Raw genomic sequence first — 24,368 nt, forward strand, 5'->3', positions numbered from 1 at the left:
ATGGCTGGCACCACCCGCAACCCCGCTCCCCGCATGCTGAAGGCCGAGGGCCGCAAGCTGTGGAAGGAGACGACCGAGAAGTACGAGCTCAGGCAGGACGAGCTCGAGGTGCTGCGGGCCGCGTGCGCTGAGGCTGACCTGATCGTGCGCATGGAAGACGAGCTCGTGGACGCTCCGCTCACCGTGAGCGGATCCATGGGGCAGCTCGTTCCGCACCCGCTCGTGTCCGAGCTCCGGCAGCACCGAGCCGCGATGGCGCAGCTGCTGCGGGGGCTGAAGCTCCCCGACGACGGCGAGAAGGCCGCCTCGAACCAGCACCGGTCCGCGGCGAACTCGCGATGGGCTGTGCCCTATGGCGCGAGCGCGTAACGCCGCCGCGCTGCTGACTTCCGAAGACGACGAGCTCCGCGAGATCGAGTCCTGGTACCGGGACATGCTCGAGCGCACGCTGCCGCCGGCAGACCTGCAGTGGGAGCCGGTGAAGCTCGGCCCGACCTGGCAGTGGGACGACAAGGCGGGCTGGTGGTTGCCGCAGGCCACGCTCGGCTGGCAGTTCATGGCCTGGTGCGGTCGGTGGCTGCAGGGCAAGAAGGGCCCGTGGCAGTTCACGCCGGAGCAGGCACGATTCCTGCTTTGGTTCTTCGCTCTGGACCAGTCGGGGCAGTTCCTGTACCACTCGGCCGTCCTGCAGCGCCTCAAGGGCTGGGGCAAGGACCCTGTCGCTGGGACGCTCGGCATCGGGCACCTGTGCGGCCCGACCCTCTTCGACCACTGGGACGGCGACCGACCGATCGGGCGGGACAACCCCAACGCCTGGGTCCAGATGGTCGCGGTCTCGCAGCAGCAGACGCAGAACACGATGAAGCTGTTCCCGTCGCTGATCAGCGCGGAGGCCCGCAAGCGCTACGGGATCCAGGTCGGCAAGCTCAACGTCTGGGCGATGGGCGACACCCGCCAGATCGAAGCCGTGACGGCCTCGGTCATGGCGATCGAGGGTGGCCGACCGACGCTCATCGTGCGGAACGAGACGCAGAACTGGAACGGCTCGAACGGCGGCCACGACATGGCCGGCGCGATCGAGGGGAACGCGGCGAAGTCGGCGAAGGACTCTCCCGCCCGCATGCTGGACATCTGCAACGCCTACCGACCGGGTGAGGACTCGGTCGGGCAGCGAGCTCGCGAGGCGTACGAGCAGACGGTGGGCGACCGTGCAGCGTTCGAGGACTTCGGCGTGATGTACGACTCGCTCGAGGCACCGCCCGAAGCCCCTCTCACGCTCGAGGCGGCCCCGTCGGTGGTCGCATCGGTCCGCGGCGACGCGGTCTGGCTCGACGCGGAGGGGCGCATCAAGAAGTCGATCGCGAACCCACAGAACAGTCCGAGCGAGTCCCGCCGCAAGTGGTACAACCAGATCACCGCTGCCGAGGATGCGTGGACCGAGCCCGGTGAGTGGGACCCGCTGCAAGCCCCGGACACCGAGGTGGAACAGGGCGACGAGGTCGTGCTGTTCCTCGACTGCTCCAAGTCGGATGACGCCACGGCGCTCGTCGGCTGCCGGATGGCGGACGGCCACGTGTTCACGCTCAACATGTGGCAGCGGCCGCCCGGGAAGCGCGGCGACGGCTGGCTCGCACCGCGCGAGGCTGTCGATGCTGCAGTGCAGTCGGCGTTCGACCGGTACCGCGTCGTCGGGTTCTTCGGGGACCCGTCGCACGTGCTGGACGACGAGACCATGGACCGCTACTGGGACCCACTCTTCAACGAGTGGCACCTGCGCTACCGGCACCAGCTGCGCGTGTGGGCGTCGGGAACCAAGGGCGGGAAGGGCAGCGCCGTCATGTACGACATGTCCGCCCGGGACAACGCCCGCGACTTCGCTTCGGCCGTCGCGTTCACGCTCGAGGAGATCAAGTCGGCAGCGTTCACCCACGACGCCGACCCTCGTCTCCGCCGCCACGTCCTCAACGCTCGCCGCTACCCGGTGCAGGGGTACGTGTCGATCTCGAAGGACCACCGCGAGTCGAAGAACAAGATCGACCTCGCCGTCTGCATGGTCGGTGCCCGCATGGTCCGCCGACTCGTCCTGAACAACCGACCACAGAAGAAGGGCAGGGGCCAGATTTGGTGATGAAGCCCGCGGACGTGGTGGATCTCGCCCAGAACGTCCTGATCCCGAAGTGGCAGGCCGAGAGGACGAGGCTCGACCTCATCGACCGCTGGTACCACTGGGACCCCGAGAAGGTCCGCGTGCCCCAGCAGGCCGACCTCGAAGAGAAGTACCTGCGCGACCTCGCGGAGACCCCGTGGCTCACGCTCGTCGTGACCACGGTCGCGCAGCAGCTCGTCGCGGAGGCGGTCCGGTCGACCAACGGCCGCGCTCTCGACGCGATGTGGCTGCCGTGGCAGCGGAACCGGATGCAGTCGCGCCAGCGTGCGCTGCACCGCGCAGCGCTGGCGTACGGGTACGCCTACACGACGGTGCTGCCCGGGCTCGTCGGCACCGGCGCATCGGCTACGAGCGCCGCCGTCATCCGCGGGTACTCCCCGCGGGACATGCACGCGGTCTACCAGGACGTCGTCGAGGACGAGTACCCGATGTACTACCTCCGCGTCCGCGGCGATCACCGCATCGTCGTGGACGAAGAGGCGGTCTACACGCTCGGCATGGAGGACGGGAAGCTCACCTTCATCCAGACCGAGGTGCACGGGCTCGGCGTGACCCCCGCGGTCCGGTACTCGAATCAGATCGACCTCGAGGGGCGCACTCCTGGCGAGGTGGAGCCGTTCATCCCGATCGCGAAGCGCATCAACAAGACCACGTTCGACCGGCTGCTCATCCAGCACCACTCGTCGTGGAAGGTGCGCACCGCGACCGGCCTCGAGGACCCGAAGGACGACAGCGAGGCGGAGAAGCGGAAGCTGCTGCTCCGCCAGAACGACATCCTCACCGGTGGTGAGGGGGTCCAGTTCGGCACGCTCGACGAGACCACCCCGGACGGACTGATCAAGGCCGGCGACACCGACGTGGAGACCCTGGCGGCCGTGTCGCAGACGCCCGCGCATGCGCTCACGGGGAAGATGATCAACCTCTCCGCGGACGCCATCACCGAGGCGCGGGCGATGCTCGACCTGAAGGCGGGCGAGCGGAAGGTCGGGTTCGGCGACTCCCACGCGCAGACGCTGCGCCTCGCGTCGCATGTGGAGGGCCGCGAGGACGACGCCGGGGACTTCAGCGTCATCGTCGACTGGACCGACTACCAGTCCCGGTCGATGGCTCAGGCCGCGGACGCGCTCGGCAAGATCGCGACAATGCTCGGTGTCCCGCCAGAGAAGCTGTGGGATCGCATCCCCGGCGTCACGCCGGACGTCGCCGCCGCCTGGCTCGAGTACAAGCGCGCCAACCCGGACGCGAACCAGAAGATCGCGGATGCGCTGGGAGGACAAGTCGGTGGCCCTAACGGCGGAGGGGCGAGCGCTCACTGAGGCGAACGGCGTCCTGCAGCTGCAGCTCGCCGCGCAGGCCGCGGCCGTGTCCCTGAACCTCTGGGACCAGCTGCAACAGGCCCACCTCGATGCCTCGAGCATCGACTGGCTCGCCATGAACACGGCCCTCGCTTCGAAGTTCTACGACCAGTCGGTGGCGACGACGTCGGCGTACATCAGCGCGTACCGGACGGCCGAGATCGGGACCGATGCGTCGCCGATCGTGACACCCGCGTTCGACTCGGCGCTGACAGCGCAGATCCTCCTGGTGGCTGGCCCCATCCGTGTGAAGAACCTCGTCGCGTCGGGCATGTCCGGGTCCGCGGCGCTCGCTGCGGCTCGGAACGGCTTCGCCGGAATGATGCGCCGCCAGGTGCTGATGGGTGGCCGCGAGACCATCGACCTGACCACGTCGCACGATCAGCAGGCCATCGGGTGGCGGCGCGTCTCCGACGGTAACCCGTGCGCATTCTGCGCGATGCTCTGCTCCCGTGGCCCGGTCTACCGATCGCGCGCCTCGGCCGGTGACGACCCTGTGGCCGGCGACGGGATGCACTTCCACTCCCACTGCGGTTGCCACGCCGAGATCGTCTACGGCGAGTGGATTCCGACGAAGCAAGAGCAGGGCTTCATCGACACCTACAACCAGGCGGCCCGCCAGGCAAACGCCGCCGGGTTCGCCCGCACCCAGGAATCCGTGCTGCCTCGCATGCGCGCGAACGGTGACTTCCGCGACTCCCCTTCGGTGCGGAACACGAGAACCACCCAGTCCGGACAGGACGGGTAATCGCTGCCCTGGTGGCAGCCCGAACAGCCCCAGGAGGGCACGCATGAAGCACATCCTCGGTGGATCCACACTCACGTCCTGCGACCGTGACGGCATGGCCCGCATCGGCCTGTCGCCGTTCGAGCTGCGAGGCATCCGCTTCGTGGACGGCGACGACGGCGCGAAGCCGACCGACACGGACGGCGGCGCGGGCGACGGTGACGGCGACGGCGATGGGAAGGGCACGTCCCAGGAGGGCGACCAGACCGGAGCCGGCGACGACACGGACCCGGATCCCGACAAGTTCGACGCCGACAAGGTGCGCGAGAAGATCCGCAAGGTGAACTCGGAGAACAAGAACCTCCGGGAGCGCGCCGCGAAGGCCGAGCAACAGGCCAAGGAGAACGCCGGCAGCGGCGAGAAGGTCACGGCTCTGGAAGCCGAGAACCTGCGTCTCCGAGTCGGCCTGAAGCACGGTCTGCCCGAGGGCCTGATCGGCCGACTCAAGGGCACCACCGAGGAAGAACTGCTCGCCGACGCAGAAGAACTGCTCGGCATGTTCGGCGGCCCGAAGAAGCCGCCGACGAACACGCCGCGTCAGCAGCTGCGTGGCGGCGGCGACCCCACCAAGGACGACACCGACCCCACGGCCGACGTCGACAAGTTCGCGGAGGACGTCTTCCGCCGCTAGTGCCACCGACCGCGGTGGCGCTCATCTCTCAACTGAAAGGGGCCATCGTGGCCAACACCCTCTACACCCCGGTCCAGGCCGCGCGGGCGACCCTCGCGTCCCTGCGCTGGCTGTCCCTCCTGCCCCGCACCGTCCGCCAGGACTTCAACGCCGACTTCGTCGCGGGTGTCGGGCAGACCGTCAACGTGCTCGGGCCGGTCTCGGCGGGGAAGGCGAAGGTCTACACCAAGGCCAACCGCACGAACCGCGACGCGATCCAGTTCAACGAGCTCGGGCAGCAGTGGTACCCGGTGCAGCTCAACGACCAGGTCTACAACGCCGTCCGGCTCCCGGACGACTTCGAGACGTTCACCCTGAAGGACATGACCCAGCAGGTCCTGATCCCGCAGGCCGAGTCGGTGGTCGACGAGCTCGCCACCCCGCTCGTCGCGCAGATGACGGCGATCGCCACGGACGAGGCGATCCCGGCCGTCGCTCCGGACGGCTCGAACTTCCGGAGCGCCCTCATCCACGCCCGTGGCGTGCTGAACAAGCGCAAGGTGCCGGCTGTCGGCCGCACCTTCGCCGTCGGCGCGGACATGGAGGCCGCCGCCCTCGAGGACGAGCTGCTGCAGCGCGTCAACGAGTCCGGTACCAGCGACGTGCTGCGCAACGCGACCATCGGGAACCTCTTCGGGTTCACGATCGTCGCCGACCCGTCCCTCCCGGACGACTTCGGCATCGGGTACCACCGCGACGCGTTCGCGCACGTCACCCGCCCGTCGAAGCAGCCCCAGGGGGCCGCGTACTCGGCGACGGTCGCGCAGGACGGGTTCGCGCTCCGCTGGATCCAGCACTACAACCCGCTGCAGCTCGAGGACCAGTCGGTCGTGGACACGTTCTACGGCGCGGCCACCCTCGACCCGCTCCGGGCGGTCTCGGCCACGATGGCGTCCTGATGGGGACCCCGGCGACACTCGCCGGGGTCTCCGATCTCGGCGACTGGCTGAGCGAGCCGATCGCGGACGGCAGCGACGACGCGAAGCGCGCCGCGCTGTGCCTGAGGATGGCGTCCGCCCTGGTCCGCAAGGAGACAGGGCGGACGTTCCTCAGGGATGACGGGGAGCTCGTCGACCCGATGCCCGACGACGTCGTGCTCGTCACCCTCTACTGCGCCGGCCGGGTCTACGAGAACCGGGAAGCGCAGACCACGGGCGGCGTGGACGACTACCGCGAGGGCTGGAAGGTCGACGAGTCCGGTGCGTACCTCACCGCGTCCGAGAAGCGGATGCTCGCCGGCTACCGCACCACGGGCGTCGGCGGCCTCGGGACGATTACCACGACCCGGCTTCCCCCGCATCGCTTCCCGCCCGGATGGGTGCCGACCCCGACCGAAGAAGTCCTGTTCCCCTGGTACTAGGAGGGCGCTGTGCGCGGAACACAGATCACCCGTCGCGGCCGTCAAATGGCCGAGCAGCTGATGGGTTCGACTTGCCGCGTGCAGCGTCCCTCGGGGAAGCCCGTGCGAGGCGCGTCCGGCGACCTCGAACAGCCCATGGAGACCGTCTGGGAGGGCAAGTGCCGTCTCCGGTTCGTCTCCGGTGTCACCAGCGGAGTCGACGCGGCCGCGCAGCTGCTCGTCAAGCAGATGGCGGTGCTGTCCGTACCGATCGACGGCACCGGTGACCTGCGCGTCAACGACCTCGTGGCGATCACGGCGTCGGATCTCGACGCAGCGCTCGTGGGCAAGCAGCTCCGCATCACCGGCGTCCACTTCGAGACGCAGGCGACAGCACGCCGGTTGCCCGTGGAGCTGATCAGCTGATGGCCGACGGGTTCACCGTCGACTTCCACGAGCTGAACGAGCTCGCGCAGGCACTCGGGGAGGTCGCATCGAGTGCTGGACCCTACGTCCGCGCCGCCACTGAGACCTCCGCGATCAACGTCCGCGACGACTGGAAGTCCCGCGCCTCTGGGATGAAGGGCCTCGCCGCCTACCCGGGGTCCATCGGGTACGACTTCGTCGGCTTCCAGGGGTTCGGCAGCACGGTCCTCTCCTGCGAGATCGGCCCTGACCGGAACAAGAAGCAGGGCACGTTCGGCGGCATCGTCGAGTACGGCGCACCCCACTTCGCCCCCCGTCACTACGGCGACCAGGCCCTCGAGGCCGAGTCCGCCAACTTCGAACGCCTGCTTGACGAAGCGCTGCAGAAGGCCGAGCAAGCACTGACCTTCGGCGGCATCGTGCGATCCGTCATCACGGGAAGGAACACGATCCTGTGAGCGCCACCGAGCATGTCGACGCCGTCCTCGCACGGCTTCGCGAGCACGCCGACCTCGCGCCCCGCGTCTTCGAGGGTGTCGCCGACGAGAACGACGACGGCTCGCCCCGCACCCGCTACGTGACTGTCTGGGCGAACAGCGGACGCCGCACCGTCGGCCGCTACACCGGACCTCAGGACGTCGAGACGTACACGTTCACGGTGCACTCGGTCTCGCAGGTGCCGTCCGACGTGCGTGTCCTCGCGGACGCCGTGATGCAGCAGCTGCTCGGGTTCGTCCCGGCGATCGACGGCCGAGTCTGCCGGCGCATCACGCACGAGGTGTCGGAGCCGCTGCAGTACGACCGCGACCTCACCCCTCCCCTGTACTGGGCGGCCGCCGAGTTCGACCTGATCTCGGACCCCGCCTGAACGGACGCGCGCACTCGCCGTCCGCATCATCGCCCGCGCCGCGGGTCTCTCCCTCATGTGGATCCGCCGCATGGGGTCCTCACCTCGAAGGAGATTCACCATGGCCGAAGGCCTCGACCCCACCCCGGCGTCCACCGCTTCCGACGGTCGCCACAAGATCGCGTTCGTGCCCTACGGCGCGGACGTCAACCCGCTCTCCGTCGCGACGCTCGGGAAGCCGACCACGAAGAACGTCACCTACAGCTACACCTCGGACGGCTTCGCCCACGCCATCACCCAGGCAACCGTCGAGGACAAGCGCTACACGCTAAGCCAGGACCTCTCGCGTGGCGGCAAGACGACCGAGACGCTCGAGGTCAAGTACGTCGACTCGGAGGACCCGAGCTCGGCAGCCGTGATCCACCCGCGCGACACCGCCGGCTGGTTCGTCCGCCGGAAGGCGCTCGACAACGCCACCGACTGGGCCGCGGACCAGGTCGTGGACGTCATCACGGTGATCGCGGGCGTGCAGCGTCCGGACGCCCCGACGGAGAACGGCGTCGACACCATCACGCAGGGCATGTACATCACCGCCCCGACGCAGACGAAGGTCAAGCTCGTCGAGTAGCGGCCCCTGCGCACAACCCCTGGCCGGGGCGTTCCACCGTCGCCCCGGCCAGGTTCCCTCGTCACGGTGGAGAACGGTGGCACAACTCATGGGGTTCGCTGAAGACCTCGAGGCGGCGAAGACATCTCCGGCTCCGACCGACGATGTCGACGTGCAGCTGAACGGCAAGACGTACACGCTCCGCTTCCGTAAGGTCAGCGGTCCGGAGTGGGCGGACGCCGTCGACCACTCCCCGGCCCGTCTCGGCGTCGCGATGGATTCGTTCTACGGGTACAACCTGCGCGCCGCGGTCCTCTACATCGCACCCAGGTCCGGCGTGCTGCTCGAGGACGACAACGAGGTGCCGCTGCTGGTCGACCTCTCCGACCCGAAGAAGCCGGTCAACCAGTGGGACGACCTGCTCACCGCACTCGGCGGCTACGACTTCCAGCGGGTCACGGACACGGTCTACTCGCTGAACGAGAAGTCGCCCGCGGAGGTGCTGGACGCGGCAAAAAAAGCGCTGGGCGGCTCTGGGAAGAGCTCGAGCTAGCCACCCGTCTCGGCATCGCTCCTGCACGTCTGTGGGGGTGGGAGCCGCGCGAGTTCGTCGAGTACGCCTACGACCCGGAGACGGGCCGGATGGTCGGCGCGACGACCTACCGGGAGCCGGAGTTCGACGAGCATCAAGTCGCGCTACTGCTGAACCACCAGCGACAGGCACGGGACATGGGATCGCACGGGCAGCCGATGTCCGAAGCGCTCTCACCAGAGGCCGATCCATCTCGCGACGGCGGCTGGCACTACGAGGCAAGCGAGTACCCGACCGTCGACTACGCCGAGCTGGCGCTGAGTCAGGCGCGGGACAGCTACTTCGAGAAGCACGGCAAGAAGCTCTCGGACGCGCAGAAGCGATCGATGCACTGGCGCGTGCATCGGGTGGAGGGCTAGCTTCGCCGCCCTCGCGCTGACCTCCCCTGCTGACCCGTTTCGCCGGCCTACCGCCCGCGCACCCCACCATCCCCGGAGAAGGACCACATCATGGCGAACCGCACCACGAAGGTCTCCCTCGTCGCGGAGGTGAACGGGTACATCTCGGGGATGCAGGCTGCCGCGCAGAAGACGCGGGAGCTCGGGTCGGAGACCGAGAAGCTGGCGCAGAAGCGCGAGGCCATCGACAGTCTCGGGAAGGGCTTCCTCACCGTAGGCACGGTTGCGGCAGCTGGCGTCGGGCTCGCCGTGAAGACGTTCGCCGACTTCGACGCCCAGATGTCGCAGGTGCAGACCCTCTCGCACGCCACGGCAGGCGAGATGAAGGAGCTCACCCAGGCTGCCCTCACCATGGGCCAGGGGATCGGCTTCTCCGCGAAGGAGACGGCAGAGGCCGAGACGGAGCTGACCAAGGCCGGCGTCTCGGTGAAGGATCAGCTCGGTGGCGGGCTGAAGGGCGCGCTCGACCTCGCTGCAGCAGGCCAGATGGACGTCGCCGAGGCGACCTCGATCGCTGCCTCCGCGATGACCCAGTTCAAGCTGTCGGGTCAGGACGTTCCGCACATCGCCGACCTGCTCGCCGCCGGAGCCGACAAGGCGCTCGGCTCCGTGCAGGATCTCGGACAGGGGCTGAAGTACGTCGGCCCGGTCGCTTCCTCGCTCGGCATCAGCATCGACCAGACCGTGGGCACGCTCTCGGAGCTCGCGCAGAACGGCATCCTCGCTGACCAGGCCGGCACGTCGCTCCGCGGCATGCTGTCGTCACTCACCTCGCCGTCGCAGCAGGCGGCGGACGTGATGAACAAGTACGGCATCAGCGTCTACAACACCAAGGGCCAGTTCCTCGGGTTCAACGGCGTCGCCGAGCAGCTGAAGGACCACCTCGGCGGTCTGGACCAGGCAACGCGGCAGCAGGCGCTCGGCCAGATCTTCGGGAACGAACAGATCACCGCCGCGACCGTTCTCATGCAGGACGGCGCGAAGGGGGTCGACAAGTGGACGGCCGCTGTCAACGACAACGGCTTCGCCGCCCAGCAGGCCGCCGGGAAGATGGACAACCTTAACGGCGACCTGAAGAAGCTGCGCGCCGCTTTCGAGTCGGATCTCATCGAGACCGGATCGTCCTCGAATGGCGTGCTCCGCGACATGGTGCAGGGCATCACGGGACTCGCAAGCGCCTACGGCTCGGCACCCGGACCGGTGAAGGAAGTCGCTCTCGGCATCGGCATCGTCACAGCCGCGGTGGGACTCGGCGGTGCTGCGTTCCTCGGGTTCGTACCCAAGATCGCAGCGGCGAAGGAGGCAATGTCGACGCTCAACCTTTCGGCGAAGTCAGCCGGAGGGGCCATCGGTGGCCTGGCTGCTGGCGTCACTGGGGCGATGGTCGTCTTCTCGCTGTACGCCAACATGCAGGCGAAGATCGCCGCCGACGCCGACGAGTTCAAGGAAACCCTGAATGAGCAGACCGGGGCGCTGACAGACAACTCGCGAACGTGGGTGGCTCAGAAGCTCGCGAGCGAGAACGCCTACTCCGCCGCCCTGAAGGCTGGCGTCAGTCAGAAGGACCTCACCGACGCGGTGCTGAAGGGTGGGGACGCTCTCGACGGGGTTCTCAAGAAGATCGGCAAGACGAACACCTTCACGGGGATCTTCACCGGACAGTCGGAGGCAGCTCACACGGCTGGCGAGAACATCGCCAAGCTGTCCGAGTCGCTGGACCGCGGTAAGCAGGCGTTCAAGGACCAGGCGAAGGCTGCCGGCGACAGCAAGAGCTCCGACGACACCGCCTCGGGCGGGCTGCAAGGGGTCACGGCCGCAGCGACGGACGCGACGCAGGCGATCACCGACACCTCGAACGCGCTCGAGAACCTGACGTCTCCCACCCTCGACGCACGCTCTGCTCAGCGCGACTTTCAGGCCGCTCTCGACACCGCCGCGCAGTCCCTGAAGGACAACGGGAAGGCGCTGAACGCGCAGAAGGACGACTTCGACACCACCACGGCGGCCGGACAGAAGAACCAGGCAGCAGTGGACGCCATCGCCCAGACCACGGAGAACTACGCGGGCAAGCTGTTCGCGCAGACCGGGTCGCAGACGCAGGCGACGGCGGCCATGCAGAACGGTCGGAACGAGCTGATCAAGGCCCTCGGTCAGTACGGGATCACGGGCCAGGCAGCGCAGAACTACGCGAACAAGATCCTCGGCACGCCGACGCAGTGGGCGACGACGTTCTCGAACAACGCGGGAGGCGCGGGCGGGGCGGTGGACGGGTACCGCAGCAAGGTCAACTCCGTCCCCGCACTGGTGAGCACGCTGTTCAAGGTCAACTCGGACAGCACGCAGCTCGACGCCACGCTCGCGAAGATCCGCCAGGCCCGTTCCGAGCTGTCCGACCTGAACGGGGCTGAGTCGGGTACCGGCCGCATGGGCACGCTCGCCACGGGCGGTCCGGTCTACGGCCCGGGCACGGGCACATCGGACGACGTGCCGATGTGGCTTTCGAACGGCGAGTACGTAATCAAGACCGCCTCGGTGAACAAGTACGGGCGGGCGTTCCTGCAGGCGATCAACGCGGGCACGCTCCCGGCTACGGCTGGGCGCATGGCGTCGGGCGGACCTGTGGTGCCGACGTACGTGCCGGCACCACCTCAGGTGCTCTACGCGCACCAGCCGGTGGCAGCAGCTCCGTCTGTCCCTGCTGGCGCGGTCTCGTTCCAGTTCCTCAGCTCGGGCAACCAGCGCCGCGACATGGACGACGCGATGTTCAAGTACCGGACCCTGATGAGAGGCGGACGAGCATGACCGGCTACTGGGGTCTGCGGTACTCGGGCACCGACGTCCAGTTCACGGACGACTCGGGGATCTACCTGCGGGAGTACCCGACCATCGGGGACTACGACATCACGAACGACGACACCGGCATCCCCCGCGACGACGGCACGCAGTTCGGCGAGGACTTCCACGGCGGGCGCACGGTCGGCCTGACCTTCGGCCTCAGCGGCTCGACCCTTGCGGACCTCGCACAGCGTCAAGCCGACATCGTCCGGTACTGGGGCGGCGACAGCATCCGACGCAGCCCCGGCGCGATGGCTGAGCTCGTCTCCGAGGGCGGCCGATCAGCGTTCGGCCGCCCTCGGAAGATCGCTCCCTCGGACGCCAGTCCCGAAGCGCTGCTGATGACGTACGAAGCGGACTTCGTGACCGCGGACAAGCTCTGGTACGGCGACGAGCACTCGTCGCAGGTCTCGCTCGTCCCGGGCGACTCCGGTGGCTTCGCGTTCCCGCTCGAGTTCCCCCTGACCACCAGTGATCGCGCGGACGCCACGGTGTCATTCACGGTCGCCGGCGACGTCGCGACCTGGCCGATCGTGGAGCTCTACGGGCCGGTCACCACCGGCCTCGGGTTCGAGGTGCTGGGGCAGTTCGCGTTCGCCTTCGATCTGCAGCTCGTCGACGACTCCGCGCCGGTCGTGATCGACACCCGCCCATGGGTGCGGTCCATCACGCAGGCGGGCGCATCCGTGGCGGGCCACGTCCGGTCCACGTCGTCGCGGCTGATGGACGCCTCGCTTCCCCCGGGCATCTACACGCTCGTCATGCGGGGCGCTTCCGCGCTCGGCAACCCCCGCGCCGTCATCCGGTGGCGCGACGCCCACACAGGCCCCTGACAGGAGAGACAGCATGGTTTGGGACAACACCCCGTGGGCGATCGGCGGCGGCGCGCAGGTGCCCGTCGAGGTCGGCCGCGTGCTCGCTTTCGCTGGGACCGGCGGCGCTGAGGGCGTCGTCGTGCCCGGTGACCTGAAGGTGGTGCCCCTGGCAGTGCCGGGGACGTCCGTCCGGGTCTCGGCCGGCGCGGCGCTCGTCATCAACAGGGCGACCGGATCGCCCTCGCAGACGTACGTGATCCGCAACCCGACCGAGGACGTCGTGCCCATCGCCGCGACGACGTCGGCGGGCGGACGCTCGGACCTGCTCGTGGCCGAGGTCCAGGACCCGTTCGTGCAGGGCACCGGGTTCAACGAGCCCGCCGACCCCACCACCGCCGCGTACGTGAAGACCGTCGTCGTGCCGAACGTCCCGGCAGGAACGAAGCGGCTGCAGGATCTCGCTGGCCACCAGAACGACTCCGCGGTCACCCTCGCGCGGATCGACCTGCCCGCGTCGACGGGCACGATCACCGCGGCGATGATCACCGACCTTCGGAATGTCGCGCGGCCGCGGCAGCAGTCGGACTCGTACTACAACCTCGGCACGATCACGAGCGAGCTCACCTCCACGGCCTACGTGCTGTGGCCCGGGTTCGCCCCGGTGGTCACGATCCCCTCATGGGCGACGTACGTGCAGGTCGAAGCGTTCATCGCGTCGCTGACCACCGCGAAGGACTCCCACGGCTCGTGGCGGTTCGACATCGAGACGTCGACGGGCGGGACGAAGATCCTCACCGGGGACGAGGTCGGCTACGACTTCGACACCGACGACGGTCTCGCGAAGTTCACCCAGCTCGTCGCCGCGCAGGGCAGCGTGCAGGCGTTCCAGGGTCAGGCCGCGAAGCTCGCGCTCTACGCGAAGCGGGCCCCCGACAAGGGGACGATCAAGGTCGACTCCAACGCGCAGGTCGTCCTGCGGGTGACGTTCTCCGAGAGGACGGTCTGAGCCGTGACGGTTCGGTACATCGCACAGCGAGCCACGACCAGGGCGTTCCTCGACTTCGATGTGCCTCTCCTGAGCATCAGCCGGCCGCCCACCTGGGAGCTCTCCGCCGCCGGGTCGTTCGAGGCGACGATCTCGCCTGACCTCGGACGGTCAACCGCTGAGGACGGGAAGCCGCTCTTCGACGAGTACGGGACGATCCTGAACATCGAGGAGGACGGCGAGATCCGCTGGCGCGGCCTCGTGACCGAGGTCTCCTATAAGGGCTCGGAGTGCACCGTCAGCGTCTCGTCGATGGGCACCTACCCCCACGGGATCCCGTTCCTCGACGCCTGGCAGCTGGCCCAGATCGACCCAGCCGAGATCGTCCGTCGCCTGTGGGCGCACGTGCAGTCCTTCCCCGACGGGGACCTCGGCATCACCGTGACGGGGTCCACGCCGCTGCGAATCGGGTCGTTCTCGACCATGGACCTGCAGACCGCAACCGACAACTACACGTCGGCGAAGGCGACCTACACCTCCGAGAACGCGAAGCTCTCCACGCTGCGGCAGTCCACCACCGACGCCCGCAAGCAGTACTCCACGCTGGTGACGCAGCGGACAGCCGCGAACGCAGCGCTCACGGCGGCGAAGAAGACGAAGGACAAGGCGAAAATCGCCGCGGCGCAAGCGTCGGCGGACCAGGCGTCGGCTGCATGCGACGCGCAGCAGAACGTCATCGACCAGCGCCAGGCGGCCGCCGACGCGCAGGAGACCGTCGTGAAGCAGGCGAAGGCCGCGAGCGACGCCGCGTACGCAGCGAAGAAGGCCGCGGCCGCGACGAAGAAGGAAGACGGCGGCGCGTACACCCTCTCATGGTGGGAATCGCCCGACGTCGGCGATGAGATCCGCTCTCTGGCGTCGGACAACAACTTCGACTGGACCGAGCGGCACTCGTGGAACGCCACCCGGGACGCCATCAGCACCGAAATCGTCGTGTCCTACCCCCGGGTGGGGCGATACCGCGACGACCTCCGGTTCGTGCAGGGCGAGAACATCACGCTCCCGCTCGAGCCGGACGCCGACGGCGACGACTACGCGAACAGCGTCATCGGCATCGGGGCAGGTGAAGGGGCGGCATCCCTCCGTCGCACCACCGCGGTCCGAGATGGCCGACTCCGCCGCGTCACCGTGCTCTCCGCGAAGGACGTCAAGAGCTCGGGGACGCTCGACAAGCGCATCGCCGCGGAGCTCAGCGCGCACCGCAACGTGCTACAGGTCGACTCCATCACGGTCCGGGACCACACCAACGCGCGGATCGGGTCGTGGCAGCTCGGCGACGACATCCTCGTGCAAGCCACCCTCCCCCATGTCGGCGACTTCAAGATCCGACACCGCATCGTCGGATGGTCCCAGCCATCCGACACCACCGCCGAACTCAAGCTCGAGCGGTCCGACTCATTCACCTACGGAGGCTGACCATGGCTGCTGACCTCGCCGCGCTGATCTTCCAGCTCCGCCGCGAGGTCACCACCCTCGGCACCGCCTCGCAGCTCGGCAACTCGTCCGTCCCATCGGACGGCTCCGGTGACGATCTGTCGATCGCCGATGTCGTGTCCACCGCCGCGGACATCGCGGACTCGTGGAGCGACCTCACCGAAACGATCTCCGCCAACGCTGAGGCCGTCACCGCGGCCGCCGCGCAGGCCGACGCCGCCGCGCAGGCGGCAGCACAGGCCGGTATCGACGGACTCGAGGCAGCGGCAGAAGCACAGGACGCCGCCGACACGGCGCTCGCGAACGCGCAGACCGCCCTCGACAACGCGCAGACCGCCCTCACCAACGCCGCGGCAGCGCAGGCAGCCGGCGACGCATCCACCAAGGCGGCGCAGGACGCCACCACCCAGGGCGCTGCAGCTGCCGCCGCAGCATCGCAGGCGCAGTCCGCAGCCGACGACGCCACCGCGGCCGCGGCCGACGCCGCATCCGCGGGCCGGCAGGCGTCGCAGGACGCCGCGAACGCCCTACAAACGGCTTCCGATGCCTCGACGGCAGCAAGCGCAGCGCAGACGGCCGCGCAGACCGCCTCGCAGGCAGCGTCGGACGCCAGCACGAAGGCGCAGTCGGCTCTCGACACCGCGAATGGCGCGCAGAGTGCGGCGACCACCGCTGGGCAGCAGGCCGGGGCAGCTGGGCAAGCAGCTGCTGACGCGGCCACGAAGGCGGGAGATGCCGCCGATGCGGCAGCCGCGGCTCAGTCGACGGCTGACTCGGCGTCCAACGCGGCCGCGCAGGCACAGTCCGGTGCCGACGCAGCGAACGACGCCGCGACAGACGCCGCAACCGCGGCCGCACACGCGCAGACCGATGCGACGAACGCGGGATCCGCGGCGACTGCAGCTGCGGCCGCAGCGAAGTCAGCGGGCGACGCGGCTGCTGCCGCTCAGACCACAGCGAACGGGCGGACCAACACGATCTGGGCGACGACCGCTCCGACCGGGGCGAACGCGACCGCTACCACCGTCTGGGTCGACACCAGCAACGACGCGAACGGCGTCCCGAAGAACACCCCGAAGCACCTCGTCAACTCCCAGTGGGTGGCGTTCACGGACGGCGTCGCGACCGCGGCAGCGTCGGCGGCATCGGCGGCGAACACGGCGGCCGGTACGGCTCAGCAAGCTGCGACCGCAGCCTCGCAGGCAGCGAGTGCGGCGCAGACGACGGCGAACGGGAAGAACGCGATCCGCTCGGGCACCACTGTGCCCTCATCCGCGACGGGCACGGCAACTGGCGACCTGTTCCGCGTCGTGCCGGACAAGTCGACCGGGGTCGTCACCGCGACCTACGTCTCCGACGGCACGAGCTACCAGCCCCAGACGCTGGCGGACGGCAACTTCGCGAACATCGACGCGGGGAAGATCACGTCCGGCTTCATTGCGGCCGCGCGGATCCAGTCCGGCACGATCACCTCTGACATGATCGCGGCGAACACGATCACCGCTGCGGACATCGCTGCGGCGACGATCACCGGCGCGAACATGGTCGCCGACACCGTCACAGCACGCGAGGTCGCCGCGGGCACGATCACCGCGACGGAGATCGCGGCCGACACGATCACGGCGGGCAACATCGCCGCTGGGGCGATCACCGCCTCCGAGCTCGCGGCGAACTCGGTCACCGCGGCCGCGATCAAATCGGGCACGATCACGGCGACCCAGATCGCCGCGAGCACGATCACCGCCGGCAACATCGCCGGCCGGACGATCACCGCAGCGCAGATCGCGGCAGGGACGATCACCGCCACCGAGGTCGCCGCGAACACGATCACCGCCGCGCAGATCAAGACGGGGACGATCACCGCGGACCTGCTCGCGGTCGGTGACTTCCAGAACCTCGCCACCATCAGCGAGGTGACGGGCGTCAACCTCACCGCATCGAGCCCGGGGAACATCTACGGGTCGACGACAGCGATCAGCGGCGGCTACCTCTCGAGGACCGACAAGACGCAGTCGTTCTTCATGTTCACCTACCAGCGGGGCCCGATCCCGTTCGAGCCGGGTGAACAGCTCGTGTTCCAGTTCAACGCGCTGAGCGACGTCGCGGCGTCGGTCACACCCACGGTCTGGGTGTACCGGTCGTCGGACAACGCGAGCTCCAACGGCGCAGGCGCTGCGCAGTCGGTCACCACGTCGGAGCAGACCTTCACGGTGAACGTCACCGCCCCGACCTACGACCGGTCGCTGTACGGCTCGTTCATCGTCGGTCTGCAGGGCGCGGCGGGCGCGAACATCAAGCTCCGCGCGGTCAAGGTGTACCGGCGGACGGCGGCGACGCTCATCGCTGACGGCGCGATCACGACGAACGCCCTCGCAGCGAACGCCGTGACCGCGGCGAAGATCGCGGCAAGCACGATCACGGCCGCGCAGATCGCCGCTTCCACGATCACCGGCGCGCAGATCGCCGCGACGACGATCACCGCCGGCAACATCGTGGCCGGGACGATCACCGCGAACGAGGTCAAGGCAGCCAGCCTCACCGGTGACCGCCTGGTGGCGAACACCATCACGGCGGCGCAGATCGCGGCGAGCACCATCACGGCGGCGCAGATCGCGGCGAGCACCATCACCGGTGGGAACATCGCCGCAACCACGATCACCGGCGACCGCCTGGTGGCGAACACCATCACGGCGGCGCAGATCGCCGCGGCGACGATCACCGGCACCCAGATCGCGGCGTCGACGATCACCGCAGCGAACATCAAGGCGAACACGATCACTGCGGCGCAGATCGCCGCGAGCACGATCACGGGCGCGCAGGTCGCGGCGAGCACCATCACCGCCGCGAACATCGCCGCTTCGACGATCACCGCGGGCCAGATCGCTGCGAACACGATCACGGGCGCGCAGATCCAGGCCGGCAGCATCGGCGCGGACCAGATCGCAGCGAACTCGATCACCTCGGTCCAGATCGCGGCCGGTGCCGTCACGGCGTCGTCGATCGCGGCCGGCGCGATCGACGGCATCACGATCACGGGCGCGACGCTCAGGACCGCGGCGCAGGGCGTGGCTCACACCGAGACCACGTCCAAGGGACTGATCTTCTACCAGGACACCGCGGGCCAGGTGGCCGGACGGCTCGAGCCCGGCAAGAAGACCACCTGGGGCGTCACTCTCGGACTCGAAGCGGCCGACAACCCGGATGGGTCGGGCGACTACCTGCTCACCGTGGGGCCGAGCGCGTCGGGCATCATGACCGTCCCGATGAAGTCGATCGCAGTCGCGACCGATCAGGACCTCGCCGCGAACCAGGTGTTCACCAACAGGGTGCTCGACGTCAACGGGCTCCCGCTCGCGGACATCTGGAACGGAACTCGCACGACGCAGTCGTTCGGGAACGCATCCCAGTCCACCGTCGGGTCGTTGACCCAAACCAACACGGGACAGGGTCAGTCCGTCACGCAGTCCGGGAACTACCTCGTGCTCGCGAAGGGGTTCTACATGGTGCAGATCATGCTGGCACTGTCGGGCACGAAGAAGGCGTCAGGGCGCACGTTCGTGCAACTCAACGACTCGGGATCGTCGATCGCGCTGGGGCGGGCCGACATGCCGACCGGTGAGGACACCTGCTCCACCTCCATCCCGATCTACTCGAACGGCACGCGATCGATCGGGCTGTCCGTGTTCCAGACGACGGGTGCCTCAGACACGTCGGTCGTCTCCGCGTCGATCCTCCGGATCGGCTGACGCAACCCGACCAACCACGCGAAGGCCCCGCCAGGCGGGGCCTTCGCCGTTCCCGAAGGAAGAACGCGATGACCAACATCTACGTCGGCACGTCGGAGTACGAAGAGCTCGCCGGCATCCCGCAGTACATGGAGCAGTCGGCCGGGCTGCAGCTCATCGGGCTGCTGAACCTGTTCCTCGCCCAGCACGGCTACCGCCTCACCGTCAACGAAGCCATCCGATCCCGAGACCGGCAGAAGATGCTCCGCGACGCGTACGAGCACTACCTCACCTACGGGTCACCATGGGCAGCGCTCGCCGCGGCGCTGTACTACTCCACCCACGACCCCGCCAACGGTGCGGGAGCCGCGGACCTCGGTGGCCCCGGCGGTCGAGCCCTCACCGCAGCGGAGCACGCCTGGCTTGTCGCGAATGGTCCGCTGTACGGCGTCATCTGGACCGGCCGCACCTTCAGCACGTCCGAGTGGTGGCACTTCAACGCCTACCGCTCGCGCGCGTCCGTGCTCGTTCCCGTGGGAACGACGCCGACCCCTACCGCAACACCCGCCGCGACGGTCAAGCCGGCCGCCGCACCGATCGATGGAGACGACATGAAGCTCATCCTGATCAGCACGCCCACGCCGGACAGCGTCATCAAGGGCGGCACCTACAACTGGATCTGGAACCCGAACCCCGCCGAGCGGCAGGGCGGCATCAAGAACCTCAACGCCCGGCAGCTCGCGCTCGTCGAGGACCTCGTCAAGAAGGGCGAGGTCATCAAGTACGGCAAGCAGCCCGCCTCGACGCTCGACGGCTGGACGTTCCTCGGTAACGACGGCCAGTACTACCCGCACCCGTCCTGATCCGCCCGTCACCCCTCCCAATCTCGAAGGAAGCCCTCCCTCATGGAACTCACGCTCAAGAAGTTCGCCCCGTCGATCCTGTCCCTCTTCACCCTGATCCTCGGCGTGTTCACCGCCGCGGGCGACGCGGCCAACCTGCTGACCCTCGTCACCGTTCTGCAGATCGTCGTCGTCCTCGCCACCACCGGTACCGCGTACTGGCTGCCCCTCGTCCTCACGAAGTGGCAGGGCATCGCGAAGACCGGCGCGGAGATCGTCGGCGTCGTCGCCACCATCGTCCTGCCCTACGCGCTCGCCGGGCACATCACGCGGGCACAGGTGATCATCGTCCTGACAGCGATCGTGAAGTCGATCGCGACCGAGATCGGGGTGCAGATCCGTACGGCCCCCATCGACGCAGGCAGCACCGCGAGCGGCACCGTCCCGGTCATCACGTCCGTGTCCGTGGGTTCCGCACTCGTGTCCGGTGACGGCCTCACCGCCTCGACCACTCCGGCCGACGCGTCCACGACGGTCGACCCGAACGGGCTCACCGCGTTCCACCCGGACCAGACGGACACCGACGCCCCGAAGCACGCCGCGTAGGGGGACCGATGGTCGCCACCGACCCCAAGCTCAACCAGCGCCGCGTCTGGTGGGAACGCCTGCTCTGGCTCATCGACCTCGCCGCCTACGGGTTCGTCGGCGTCTCCGGCGTCCTCGCGATCGGCAACGTCTCGCAGTACGTGTTCGACACCCTGCTCGGTCAGCGCTGGATCATCCTGCTCTTCGCCTGGCTCATGACCGCCGGATGGGTGGCGCTCGCGGGGCGCGCATCCCGGCTGTGGGCGCTCGAGTACGTGGGCAACAACGCGGCCGGGTGGGGCTCCGCGGTGTACGCCGTCGTGCTGTTCCCGGGTGCTCTGTCCGGGCAGGCCACGTTCGCCGCGTTCGGCATGGCTGTCGTCGCAACCCTGTTCATGGTTCGTCGCTACGCCGAGCTCGTGATCTTCACCTCCGAGCCCGGAGACCGAGACCCGGTCTGGTTCCGAGCAGCGCTTCGGCGGAGGACGAAGAACACGGTCACCCGGCAGTACTACTAGGGGGGAAGGGCATGCACTGGACCGACCCCGTCGTCCTCATCGCAGCGCTCGGCGGCGGAGCCGGCATCGGCTCCGTCATCCGAGCGGTCGCGACCGTGGTCGGGAAGCTCCGAGCAGGCGTGTCGCCCCGTGAGGGGAAGCGCCGCGTCGACATCGTGCTGCAGCGCGACGAAGCCCTCCGGGACCTCGCCCGCGAACGCGAGCGAGCCGACGAGCAGCAGGCCCGCGCGGACGAAGCACAGGCCCGCGCGGACTGGGCAGAAGAGAACCGCCAGCGCGCGGTCGCGAACGAGCAGCGGGCACGAGAGCATGCCGGCGAGCTGCGCGTCCTCCTGCTCGAGAGCGCCAGCCTCAGCCGCGAGCAGCTGCCCGAGTGGCCCGACATGGACCGCACCATTCCCCGCGCTGAGTTCGACCGCATGCGGCGCAGCAGGGGCGGCCGCCACTGACGTAGCCCTGGCTTCCGTCGCCCGTACAACGCTAGTCTCCACCCATGGAGAATTCCGTCGAGCTGCCGGTGACGGATGACCAGGGGCAGGGCGTTCCAGACGTGTTGAAGGAGTCCGACGGCGTCTTCGACTTGGAACTCGAGCAGGACTTCCTCCCGAACGTCGAGCCGATCCCGGCGATCCCACTCGCGACCGTCGAACAGGGATGATCGTCCCTCAAGCTGAGTTCGACTGCATGCGCCGGAGCAAGACCGGCCGGCACTGACAACGAGACCCCCAGGGGCTACAGCATCAGGCTGCGGCTTCTGGGGGTCTCTTCGTCGTTGTGGCGCGCGGCTACTTCGAGCAGGAGACGGTGGAGTACGCCCCGCTCGAGGTGTTCGTCGCGAAGGTCGTCCCGTCCTCAGAGATCGAGCAACCGATCGTCGCGGCGGAACCCGAGGTCGACGTGCCAGCGAGGACGATCGAGTAGTACGCCGTGCCGTCGTCCGGGATCGTGGTCGTCCAAGGAAGCGTGACGTCGTGCTGCTGTGACCCATCCGCCGTGGTCCACACGACGTTCGCGGAACCGCTACCCGTCACGGACAGCGTGTAGTGCTCCGGCGAGCTCGGGGTCGGTGATGGCGTGGCAGCAGCGCCGATCTTCTCGAACCCGTCACCGAGTCCCGTACTCGCGCATGCTGCCGACAGCTGGTCCATCGCGCCGTTGTACAGGTCGGCGACATCGGTGGGCTGGGCGAGGGCGCTCACGGCGGCGGCCAGGCCGTCCGAAGTCTCTGGGCGCGCGTGGTCGAGGAGGTTCGTGCCGGTCGACAGCACCGCCGTCGACGGATGGACTGAGCCGTCTGCATCCGCCGAGCCCGCCACGTTCTCCGTCCACGTAGCAATGTCCGCGCACTGCGTGAACAGCGAGGGCTGAACGGTCGCCACCTCGGCGGCACGGTGGTGTGGGTGATGCGTCGGCCCCGCGTTCGCATGTCCGGATGCGCACCCAGTCAGGAGCGCTGCCACCATCAGCACCGTCGCGCCGACCCCCGTCATCTTCACAGCGCAAGCATAAGTGCCGAGCATGACGGGGACTCACCCCCTGAAGCGGGGACAGCGGACGCGACGCTCGCCGCAGATCACTTCTGCGGCGAGCGCGTCGTGAACGGATCACTGCTGTGTGCACTGTTGTGTGCACTAACCTTCACCAACACCGCTACTTCGGTGCCCCTGGCACGACTCGAACGCGCAACCATTTCCTTAGGACGGAACTGCTCTTCCATTGAGCTACAGAGGCAGGCGCCAGCCATTCTACCGGCCCCACCACGGACGGACGGGAGGTGCGACACCAGCCGGTGCCGCGCCTCCCGTCCGATCGATGTGGAGGGTGGGGCGGCTCCTACGCGGACGCCACCGGCTGCTCAGCCCCGGCCTCGGCCCGCGCAGCTGCGGTCGCGGGCGCAGCGCCGAGCGCCGGCTCCGCGTCCTCAGCGGCCCCGGCGGCAGACGCCACCCCGCCCTGCGCCGCCCGCCGGTGCCCCGGCAGGAACAGCACGGCGACCAGGAGCACGACGGCGATCGCGGCGATCGCGACGAACACCAGGTGCATCGCGGTCATGAGCCCGGCGCCCTCGGGTACGCCGGCGGCGTTGAGCTGCACGTGCGCGTTGACGACCGCGCCGAACACCGCGACGCCGATGGCCGAACCCATCGAGCGGGCGAACATGTTCGTGCCGGTCACGGCACCGCGCTCGCTCCAGGTGGCGGACGACTGGGCGGCGATCAGGGTCGGCACGGCGGTCAGGCCCATGCCCGCGCCGATGACGAAGCAGAACAGGGCGACGAGCCAGATCGACGAGTGCACGGCGAGCGTGATGGTGAGCACCGCACCGATGAGCACGAGCGTCGACCCGATGACCGAGGTGACGCGGAACCCGAACCGCAGGTAGAAGCGCCCGGCCTGCGACGCCGAGATCGGCCATCCGAGGGTGAGCGCCGCGAGCGCGAACCCGGCGATGAGGGCCGACGCCCCGAGGACGTCCTGCGCGTAGATCGGCACGTACGTGGACAGGCCCATCACGATGACGCCGATGATGAGCGACGCGATCGTGGACGCGGCGACCACGCGACGCTTCAACAGGCCGAGCGAGAAGATCGGCTGCGCGACGCGGAGCTCGACCACGACGAACGCGACCAGGAGGACCGCGGCGGCGATGAAGATCGCGAACGACGCGGGGGCGTCCCAGGCCCACGACGTCCCGCCCTCGAGCAGACCGAGCAGGAGCGCGGTCGTCCCGCCGCCGAGCAGGGCCGCGCCGAGGTAGTCGATGCGCTGCCGGTCCTGCGACGCGTCACGCTGCTCGTGGTAGGCGCGGATGAGCATGACGCCGGCGACGATGGCGAGCGGGATGTTGATCCAGAAGATCCACCGCCACGCGCCGATCTGGCTGAACAGGCCACCGAGGGTCGGCCCGACGACCGAGGCGATGCCCCAGACCGAGGCGAGGTAGCCCTGCGTCTTCGCGCGCTCCTCGAGCGTGTAGATGTCGCTCGTGATCGTCATCGAGATCGGCAGCACGGCGCCCGCGCCGAGGCCCTGCACGACCCGCGCCAGGATGAGGACGGGCATCGACCACGCGGCGCCACACAGCACCGAGCCGAGCAGGAACAGGCCGATCCCGACGAGCAGCAGGCGCTTGCGGCCGAGCACGTCGGCGAGGCGGCCGTAGATCGGCACCGAGACCGCCTGCGCGAGCAGGTACACCGAGAACAGCCAGGGCAGCTGCTGGAAGTGCCCGAGGTCCTTGGCGATGGACGACGACGCCGTCGCGATGATCGTGGAGTCGAGGGCGACCAGTGCGGTCGCGAGCATCAGGGCCAGGAGGATCGGGCCGCGCTCGGAGCGCAGGCCCACGCCGGAGCGAGCAGGAGGTGCAGAGGGTGCAGA

At 68.8% G+C, this 24,368-nt stretch carries 25 protein-coding genes and 1 tRNA gene; 23 read left to right on the top strand and 3 right to left on the bottom strand.

The features are described from left to right. The 23 genes from DEI88_RS14005 (at window position 1) to DEI88_RS14115 (ending at window position 21,645) form a co-directional block, all read left to right on the top strand. On the top strand, window positions 1–369 hold the full coding sequence (locus DEI88_RS14005; RefSeq protein ID WP_111071775.1) for a P27 family phage terminase small subunit: 369 nt from the start codon (window positions 1–3) through the stop codon (window positions 367–369). Further along, complete coding sequence (locus DEI88_RS14010; RefSeq protein WP_111071776.1) at window positions 353–2,128, top strand: terminase large subunit domain-containing protein; 1,776 nt, start codon at window positions 353–355, stop codon at window positions 2,126–2,128. The genes DEI88_RS14005 and DEI88_RS14010 overlap by 17 nt, the downstream gene beginning before the upstream one ends. Further along, on the top strand, window positions 2,128–3,483 hold the full coding sequence (locus tag DEI88_RS14015) for a phage portal protein (protein ID WP_111071777.1): 1,356 nt from the start codon (window positions 2,128–2,130) through the stop codon (window positions 3,481–3,483). Before DEI88_RS14010 ends, DEI88_RS14015 begins: the two co-directional genes overlap by 1 nt. Next, window positions 3,428–4,270, top strand: a complete 843-nt coding sequence (locus tag DEI88_RS14020) for a VG15 protein (protein WP_284183564.1) — start codon at window positions 3,428–3,430, stop codon at window positions 4,268–4,270. The genes DEI88_RS14015 and DEI88_RS14020 overlap by 56 nt, the downstream gene beginning before the upstream one ends. Before the next feature lie 43 nt (window positions 4,271–4,313). After that, entirely contained in the window at window positions 4,314–4,940 is a 627-nt protein-coding gene (locus DEI88_RS14025) for a hypothetical protein (protein ID WP_111071779.1), read from the top strand. 47 nt (window positions 4,941–4,987) lie between these two features. Next, window positions 4,988–5,878, top strand: a complete 891-nt coding sequence (locus DEI88_RS14030; RefSeq protein WP_181441201.1) for a P22 phage major capsid protein family protein — start codon at window positions 4,988–4,990, stop codon at window positions 5,876–5,878. After that, window positions 5,878–6,339: a head-tail connector protein gene (locus DEI88_RS14035; RefSeq protein WP_111071781.1), complete on the top strand. Its 462-nt coding sequence runs from the start codon at window positions 5,878–5,880 to the stop codon at window positions 6,337–6,339. Before DEI88_RS14030 ends, DEI88_RS14035 begins: the two co-directional genes overlap by 1 nt. Before the next feature lie 45 nt (window positions 6,340–6,384). Beyond that, window positions 6,385–6,744 carry a DUF6093 family protein gene (locus DEI88_RS14040; RefSeq protein WP_111071782.1) on the top strand — a complete coding sequence of 120 codons (360 nt, stop codon included), beginning with the start codon at window positions 6,385–6,387 and terminating at the stop codon, window positions 6,742–6,744. After that, on the top strand, window positions 6,744–7,202 hold the full coding sequence (locus DEI88_RS14045) for a hypothetical protein (protein ID WP_111071783.1): 459 nt from the start codon (window positions 6,744–6,746) through the stop codon (window positions 7,200–7,202). The genes DEI88_RS14040 and DEI88_RS14045 overlap by 1 nt, the downstream gene beginning before the upstream one ends. Then, window positions 7,199–7,612 (top strand): DUF3168 domain-containing protein, encoded by a 414-nt coding sequence (locus DEI88_RS14050; RefSeq protein WP_181441202.1) that lies wholly within the window; start codon window positions 7,199–7,201, stop codon window positions 7,610–7,612. The genes DEI88_RS14045 and DEI88_RS14050 overlap by 4 nt, the downstream gene beginning before the upstream one ends. 100 nt (window positions 7,613–7,712) lie before the next feature. Continuing rightward, window positions 7,713–8,219 carry a phage tail tube protein gene (locus tag DEI88_RS14055; protein ID WP_111071785.1) on the top strand — a complete coding sequence of 169 codons (507 nt, stop codon included), beginning with the start codon at window positions 7,713–7,715 and terminating at the stop codon, window positions 8,217–8,219. 88 nt (window positions 8,220–8,307) lie between these two features. After that, a complete protein-coding gene (locus DEI88_RS14060) occupies window positions 8,308–8,751 on the top strand; it encodes a hypothetical protein (RefSeq protein ID WP_111071786.1) in 444 nt (147 codons plus the stop codon). A gap of 89 nt (window positions 8,752–8,840) precedes the next feature. Beyond that, the gene (locus DEI88_RS14065; RefSeq protein WP_111071787.1) at window positions 8,841–9,149 is read left to right on the top strand and encodes a hypothetical protein; all 309 of its coding nucleotides are present in this window, start codon (window positions 8,841–8,843) and stop codon (window positions 9,147–9,149) included. 90 nt (window positions 9,150–9,239) lie between these two features. Further along, window positions 9,240–11,990 carry a phage tail tape measure protein gene (locus DEI88_RS14070; protein ID WP_111071788.1) on the top strand — a complete coding sequence of 917 codons (2,751 nt, stop codon included), beginning with the start codon at window positions 9,240–9,242 and terminating at the stop codon, window positions 11,988–11,990. Continuing rightward, window positions 11,987–12,856 carry a phage tail family protein gene (locus DEI88_RS14075; RefSeq protein ID WP_111071789.1) on the top strand — a complete coding sequence of 290 codons (870 nt, stop codon included), beginning with the start codon at window positions 11,987–11,989 and terminating at the stop codon, window positions 12,854–12,856. Before DEI88_RS14070 ends, DEI88_RS14075 begins: the two co-directional genes overlap by 4 nt. Before the next feature lie 13 nt (window positions 12,857–12,869). After that, window positions 12,870–13,844 carry a hypothetical protein gene (locus DEI88_RS14080; protein ID WP_111071790.1) on the top strand — a complete coding sequence of 325 codons (975 nt, stop codon included), beginning with the start codon at window positions 12,870–12,872 and terminating at the stop codon, window positions 13,842–13,844. 3 nt (window positions 13,845–13,847) lie between these two features. Next, entirely contained in the window at window positions 13,848–15,299 is a 1,452-nt protein-coding gene (locus tag DEI88_RS14085; RefSeq protein ID WP_111071791.1) for a hypothetical protein, read from the top strand. A gap of 2 nt (window positions 15,300–15,301) precedes the next feature. Next, complete coding sequence (locus DEI88_RS14090) at window positions 15,302–19,063, top strand: beta strand repeat-containing protein (RefSeq protein WP_181441203.1); 3,762 nt, start codon at window positions 15,302–15,304, stop codon at window positions 19,061–19,063. Window positions 19,064–19,131: 68 nt separating this feature from the next. Then, window positions 19,132–19,905, top strand: a complete 774-nt coding sequence (locus tag DEI88_RS14095) for a M15 family metallopeptidase domain-containing protein (RefSeq protein WP_111071794.1) — start codon at window positions 19,132–19,134, stop codon at window positions 19,903–19,905. 42 nt (window positions 19,906–19,947) lie between these two features. Next, complete coding sequence (locus DEI88_RS14100; RefSeq protein WP_111071795.1) at window positions 19,948–20,490, top strand: hypothetical protein; 543 nt, start codon at window positions 19,948–19,950, stop codon at window positions 20,488–20,490. Between the two features lie 8 nt (window positions 20,491–20,498). Next, a complete protein-coding gene (locus DEI88_RS14105) occupies window positions 20,499–20,987 on the top strand; it encodes a hypothetical protein (RefSeq protein WP_111071796.1) in 489 nt (162 codons plus the stop codon). An 11-nt stretch (window positions 20,988–20,998) separates the two neighbouring features. Further along, window positions 20,999–21,436 carry a hypothetical protein gene (locus DEI88_RS14110; protein ID WP_111071797.1) on the top strand — a complete coding sequence of 146 codons (438 nt, stop codon included), beginning with the start codon at window positions 20,999–21,001 and terminating at the stop codon, window positions 21,434–21,436. Between the two features lie 44 nt (window positions 21,437–21,480). Further along, a complete protein-coding gene (locus tag DEI88_RS14115; RefSeq protein ID WP_181441204.1) occupies window positions 21,481–21,645 on the top strand; it encodes a hypothetical protein in 165 nt (54 codons plus the stop codon). 127 nt (window positions 21,646–21,772) lie between these two features. On the opposite strand, the gene DEI88_RS14120 is transcribed toward DEI88_RS14115, so the two are convergent. From DEI88_RS14120 to DEI88_RS14130, 3 genes are all read right to left on the bottom strand, one after another. After that, a complete protein-coding gene (locus DEI88_RS14120; RefSeq protein WP_146246052.1) occupies window positions 21,773–22,366 on the bottom strand; it encodes a hypothetical protein in 594 nt (197 codons plus the stop codon). A 280-nt stretch (window positions 22,367–22,646) separates the two neighbouring features. After that, a tRNA-Arg gene (locus tag DEI88_RS14125) sits at window positions 22,647–22,718 on the bottom strand. 102 nt (window positions 22,719–22,820) lie between these two features. Further along, window positions 22,821–24,293: an MDR family MFS transporter gene (locus tag DEI88_RS14130; protein WP_111071933.1), complete on the bottom strand. Its 1,473-nt coding sequence runs from the start codon at window positions 24,291–24,293 to the stop codon at window positions 22,821–22,823. Window positions 24,294–24,368: the final 75 nt, after the last annotated feature.

It is taken from the genome of Curtobacterium sp. MCBD17_003 (assembly GCF_003234885.2).
Taxonomy (GTDB): domain Bacteria; phylum Actinomycetota; class Actinomycetes; order Actinomycetales; family Microbacteriaceae; genus Curtobacterium.

What these genes read in the sequence shown, in the direction of transcription:
- DEI88_RS14055 (WP_111071785.1), top strand. Translation starts at nt 7,713, where the DNA reads ATGGCCGAAGGCCTCGACCCCACCCCGGCGTCCACCGCTTCCGACGGT.
- DEI88_RS14090 (WP_181441203.1), top strand. Translation starts at nt 15,302, where the DNA reads ATGGCTGCTGACCTCGCCGCGCTGATCTTCCAGCTCCGCCGCGAGGTC.
- DEI88_RS14100 (WP_111071795.1), top strand. Translation starts at nt 19,948, where the DNA reads ATGGAACTCACGCTCAAGAAGTTCGCCCCGTCGATCCTGTCCCTCTTC.
- DEI88_RS14130 (WP_111071933.1), bottom strand. Translation starts at nt 24,293, where the DNA reads ATGCTCGCGACCGCACTGGTCGCCCTCGACTCCACGATCATCGCGACG.
- DEI88_RS14010 (WP_111071776.1), top strand. Translation starts at nt 353, where the DNA reads ATGGCGCGAGCGCGTAACGCCGCCGCGCTGCTGACTTCCGAAGACGAC.
- DEI88_RS14045 (WP_111071783.1), top strand. Translation starts at nt 6,744, where the DNA reads ATGGCCGACGGGTTCACCGTCGACTTCCACGAGCTGAACGAGCTCGCG.
- DEI88_RS14070 (WP_111071788.1), top strand. Translation starts at nt 9,240, where the DNA reads ATGGCGAACCGCACCACGAAGGTCTCCCTCGTCGCGGAGGTGAACGGG.
- DEI88_RS14080 (WP_111071790.1), top strand. Translation starts at nt 12,870, where the DNA reads ATGGTTTGGGACAACACCCCGTGGGCGATCGGCGGCGGCGCGCAGGTG.
- DEI88_RS14105 (WP_111071796.1), top strand. Translation starts at nt 20,499, where the DNA reads ATGGTCGCCACCGACCCCAAGCTCAACCAGCGCCGCGTCTGGTGGGAA.
- DEI88_RS14020 (WP_284183564.1), top strand. Translation starts at nt 3,428, where the DNA reads ATGCGCTGGGAGGACAAGTCGGTGGCCCTAACGGCGGAGGGGCGAGCG.
- DEI88_RS14025 (WP_111071779.1), top strand. Translation starts at nt 4,314, where the DNA reads ATGAAGCACATCCTCGGTGGATCCACACTCACGTCCTGCGACCGTGAC.
- DEI88_RS14075 (WP_111071789.1), top strand. Translation starts at nt 11,987, where the DNA reads ATGACCGGCTACTGGGGTCTGCGGTACTCGGGCACCGACGTCCAGTTC.
- DEI88_RS14115 (WP_181441204.1), top strand. Translation starts at nt 21,481, where the DNA reads ATGGAGAATTCCGTCGAGCTGCCGGTGACGGATGACCAGGGGCAGGGC.
- DEI88_RS14040 (WP_111071782.1), top strand. Translation starts at nt 6,385, where the DNA reads ATGGCCGAGCAGCTGATGGGTTCGACTTGCCGCGTGCAGCGTCCCTCG.
- DEI88_RS14110 (WP_111071797.1), top strand. Translation starts at nt 20,999, where the DNA reads ATGCACTGGACCGACCCCGTCGTCCTCATCGCAGCGCTCGGCGGCGGA.
- DEI88_RS14095 (WP_111071794.1), top strand. Translation starts at nt 19,132, where the DNA reads ATGACCAACATCTACGTCGGCACGTCGGAGTACGAAGAGCTCGCCGGC.
- DEI88_RS14005 (WP_111071775.1), top strand. Translation starts at nt 1, where the DNA reads ATGGCTGGCACCACCCGCAACCCCGCTCCCCGCATGCTGAAGGCCGAG.
- DEI88_RS14035 (WP_111071781.1), top strand. Translation starts at nt 5,878, where the DNA reads ATGGGGACCCCGGCGACACTCGCCGGGGTCTCCGATCTCGGCGACTGG.
- DEI88_RS14060 (WP_111071786.1), top strand. Translation starts at nt 8,308, where the DNA reads ATGGGGTTCGCTGAAGACCTCGAGGCGGCGAAGACATCTCCGGCTCCG.
- DEI88_RS14065 (WP_111071787.1), top strand. Translation starts at nt 8,841, where the DNA reads ATGGTCGGCGCGACGACCTACCGGGAGCCGGAGTTCGACGAGCATCAA.
- DEI88_RS14015 (WP_111071777.1), top strand. Translation starts at nt 2,128, where the DNA reads ATGAAGCCCGCGGACGTGGTGGATCTCGCCCAGAACGTCCTGATCCCG.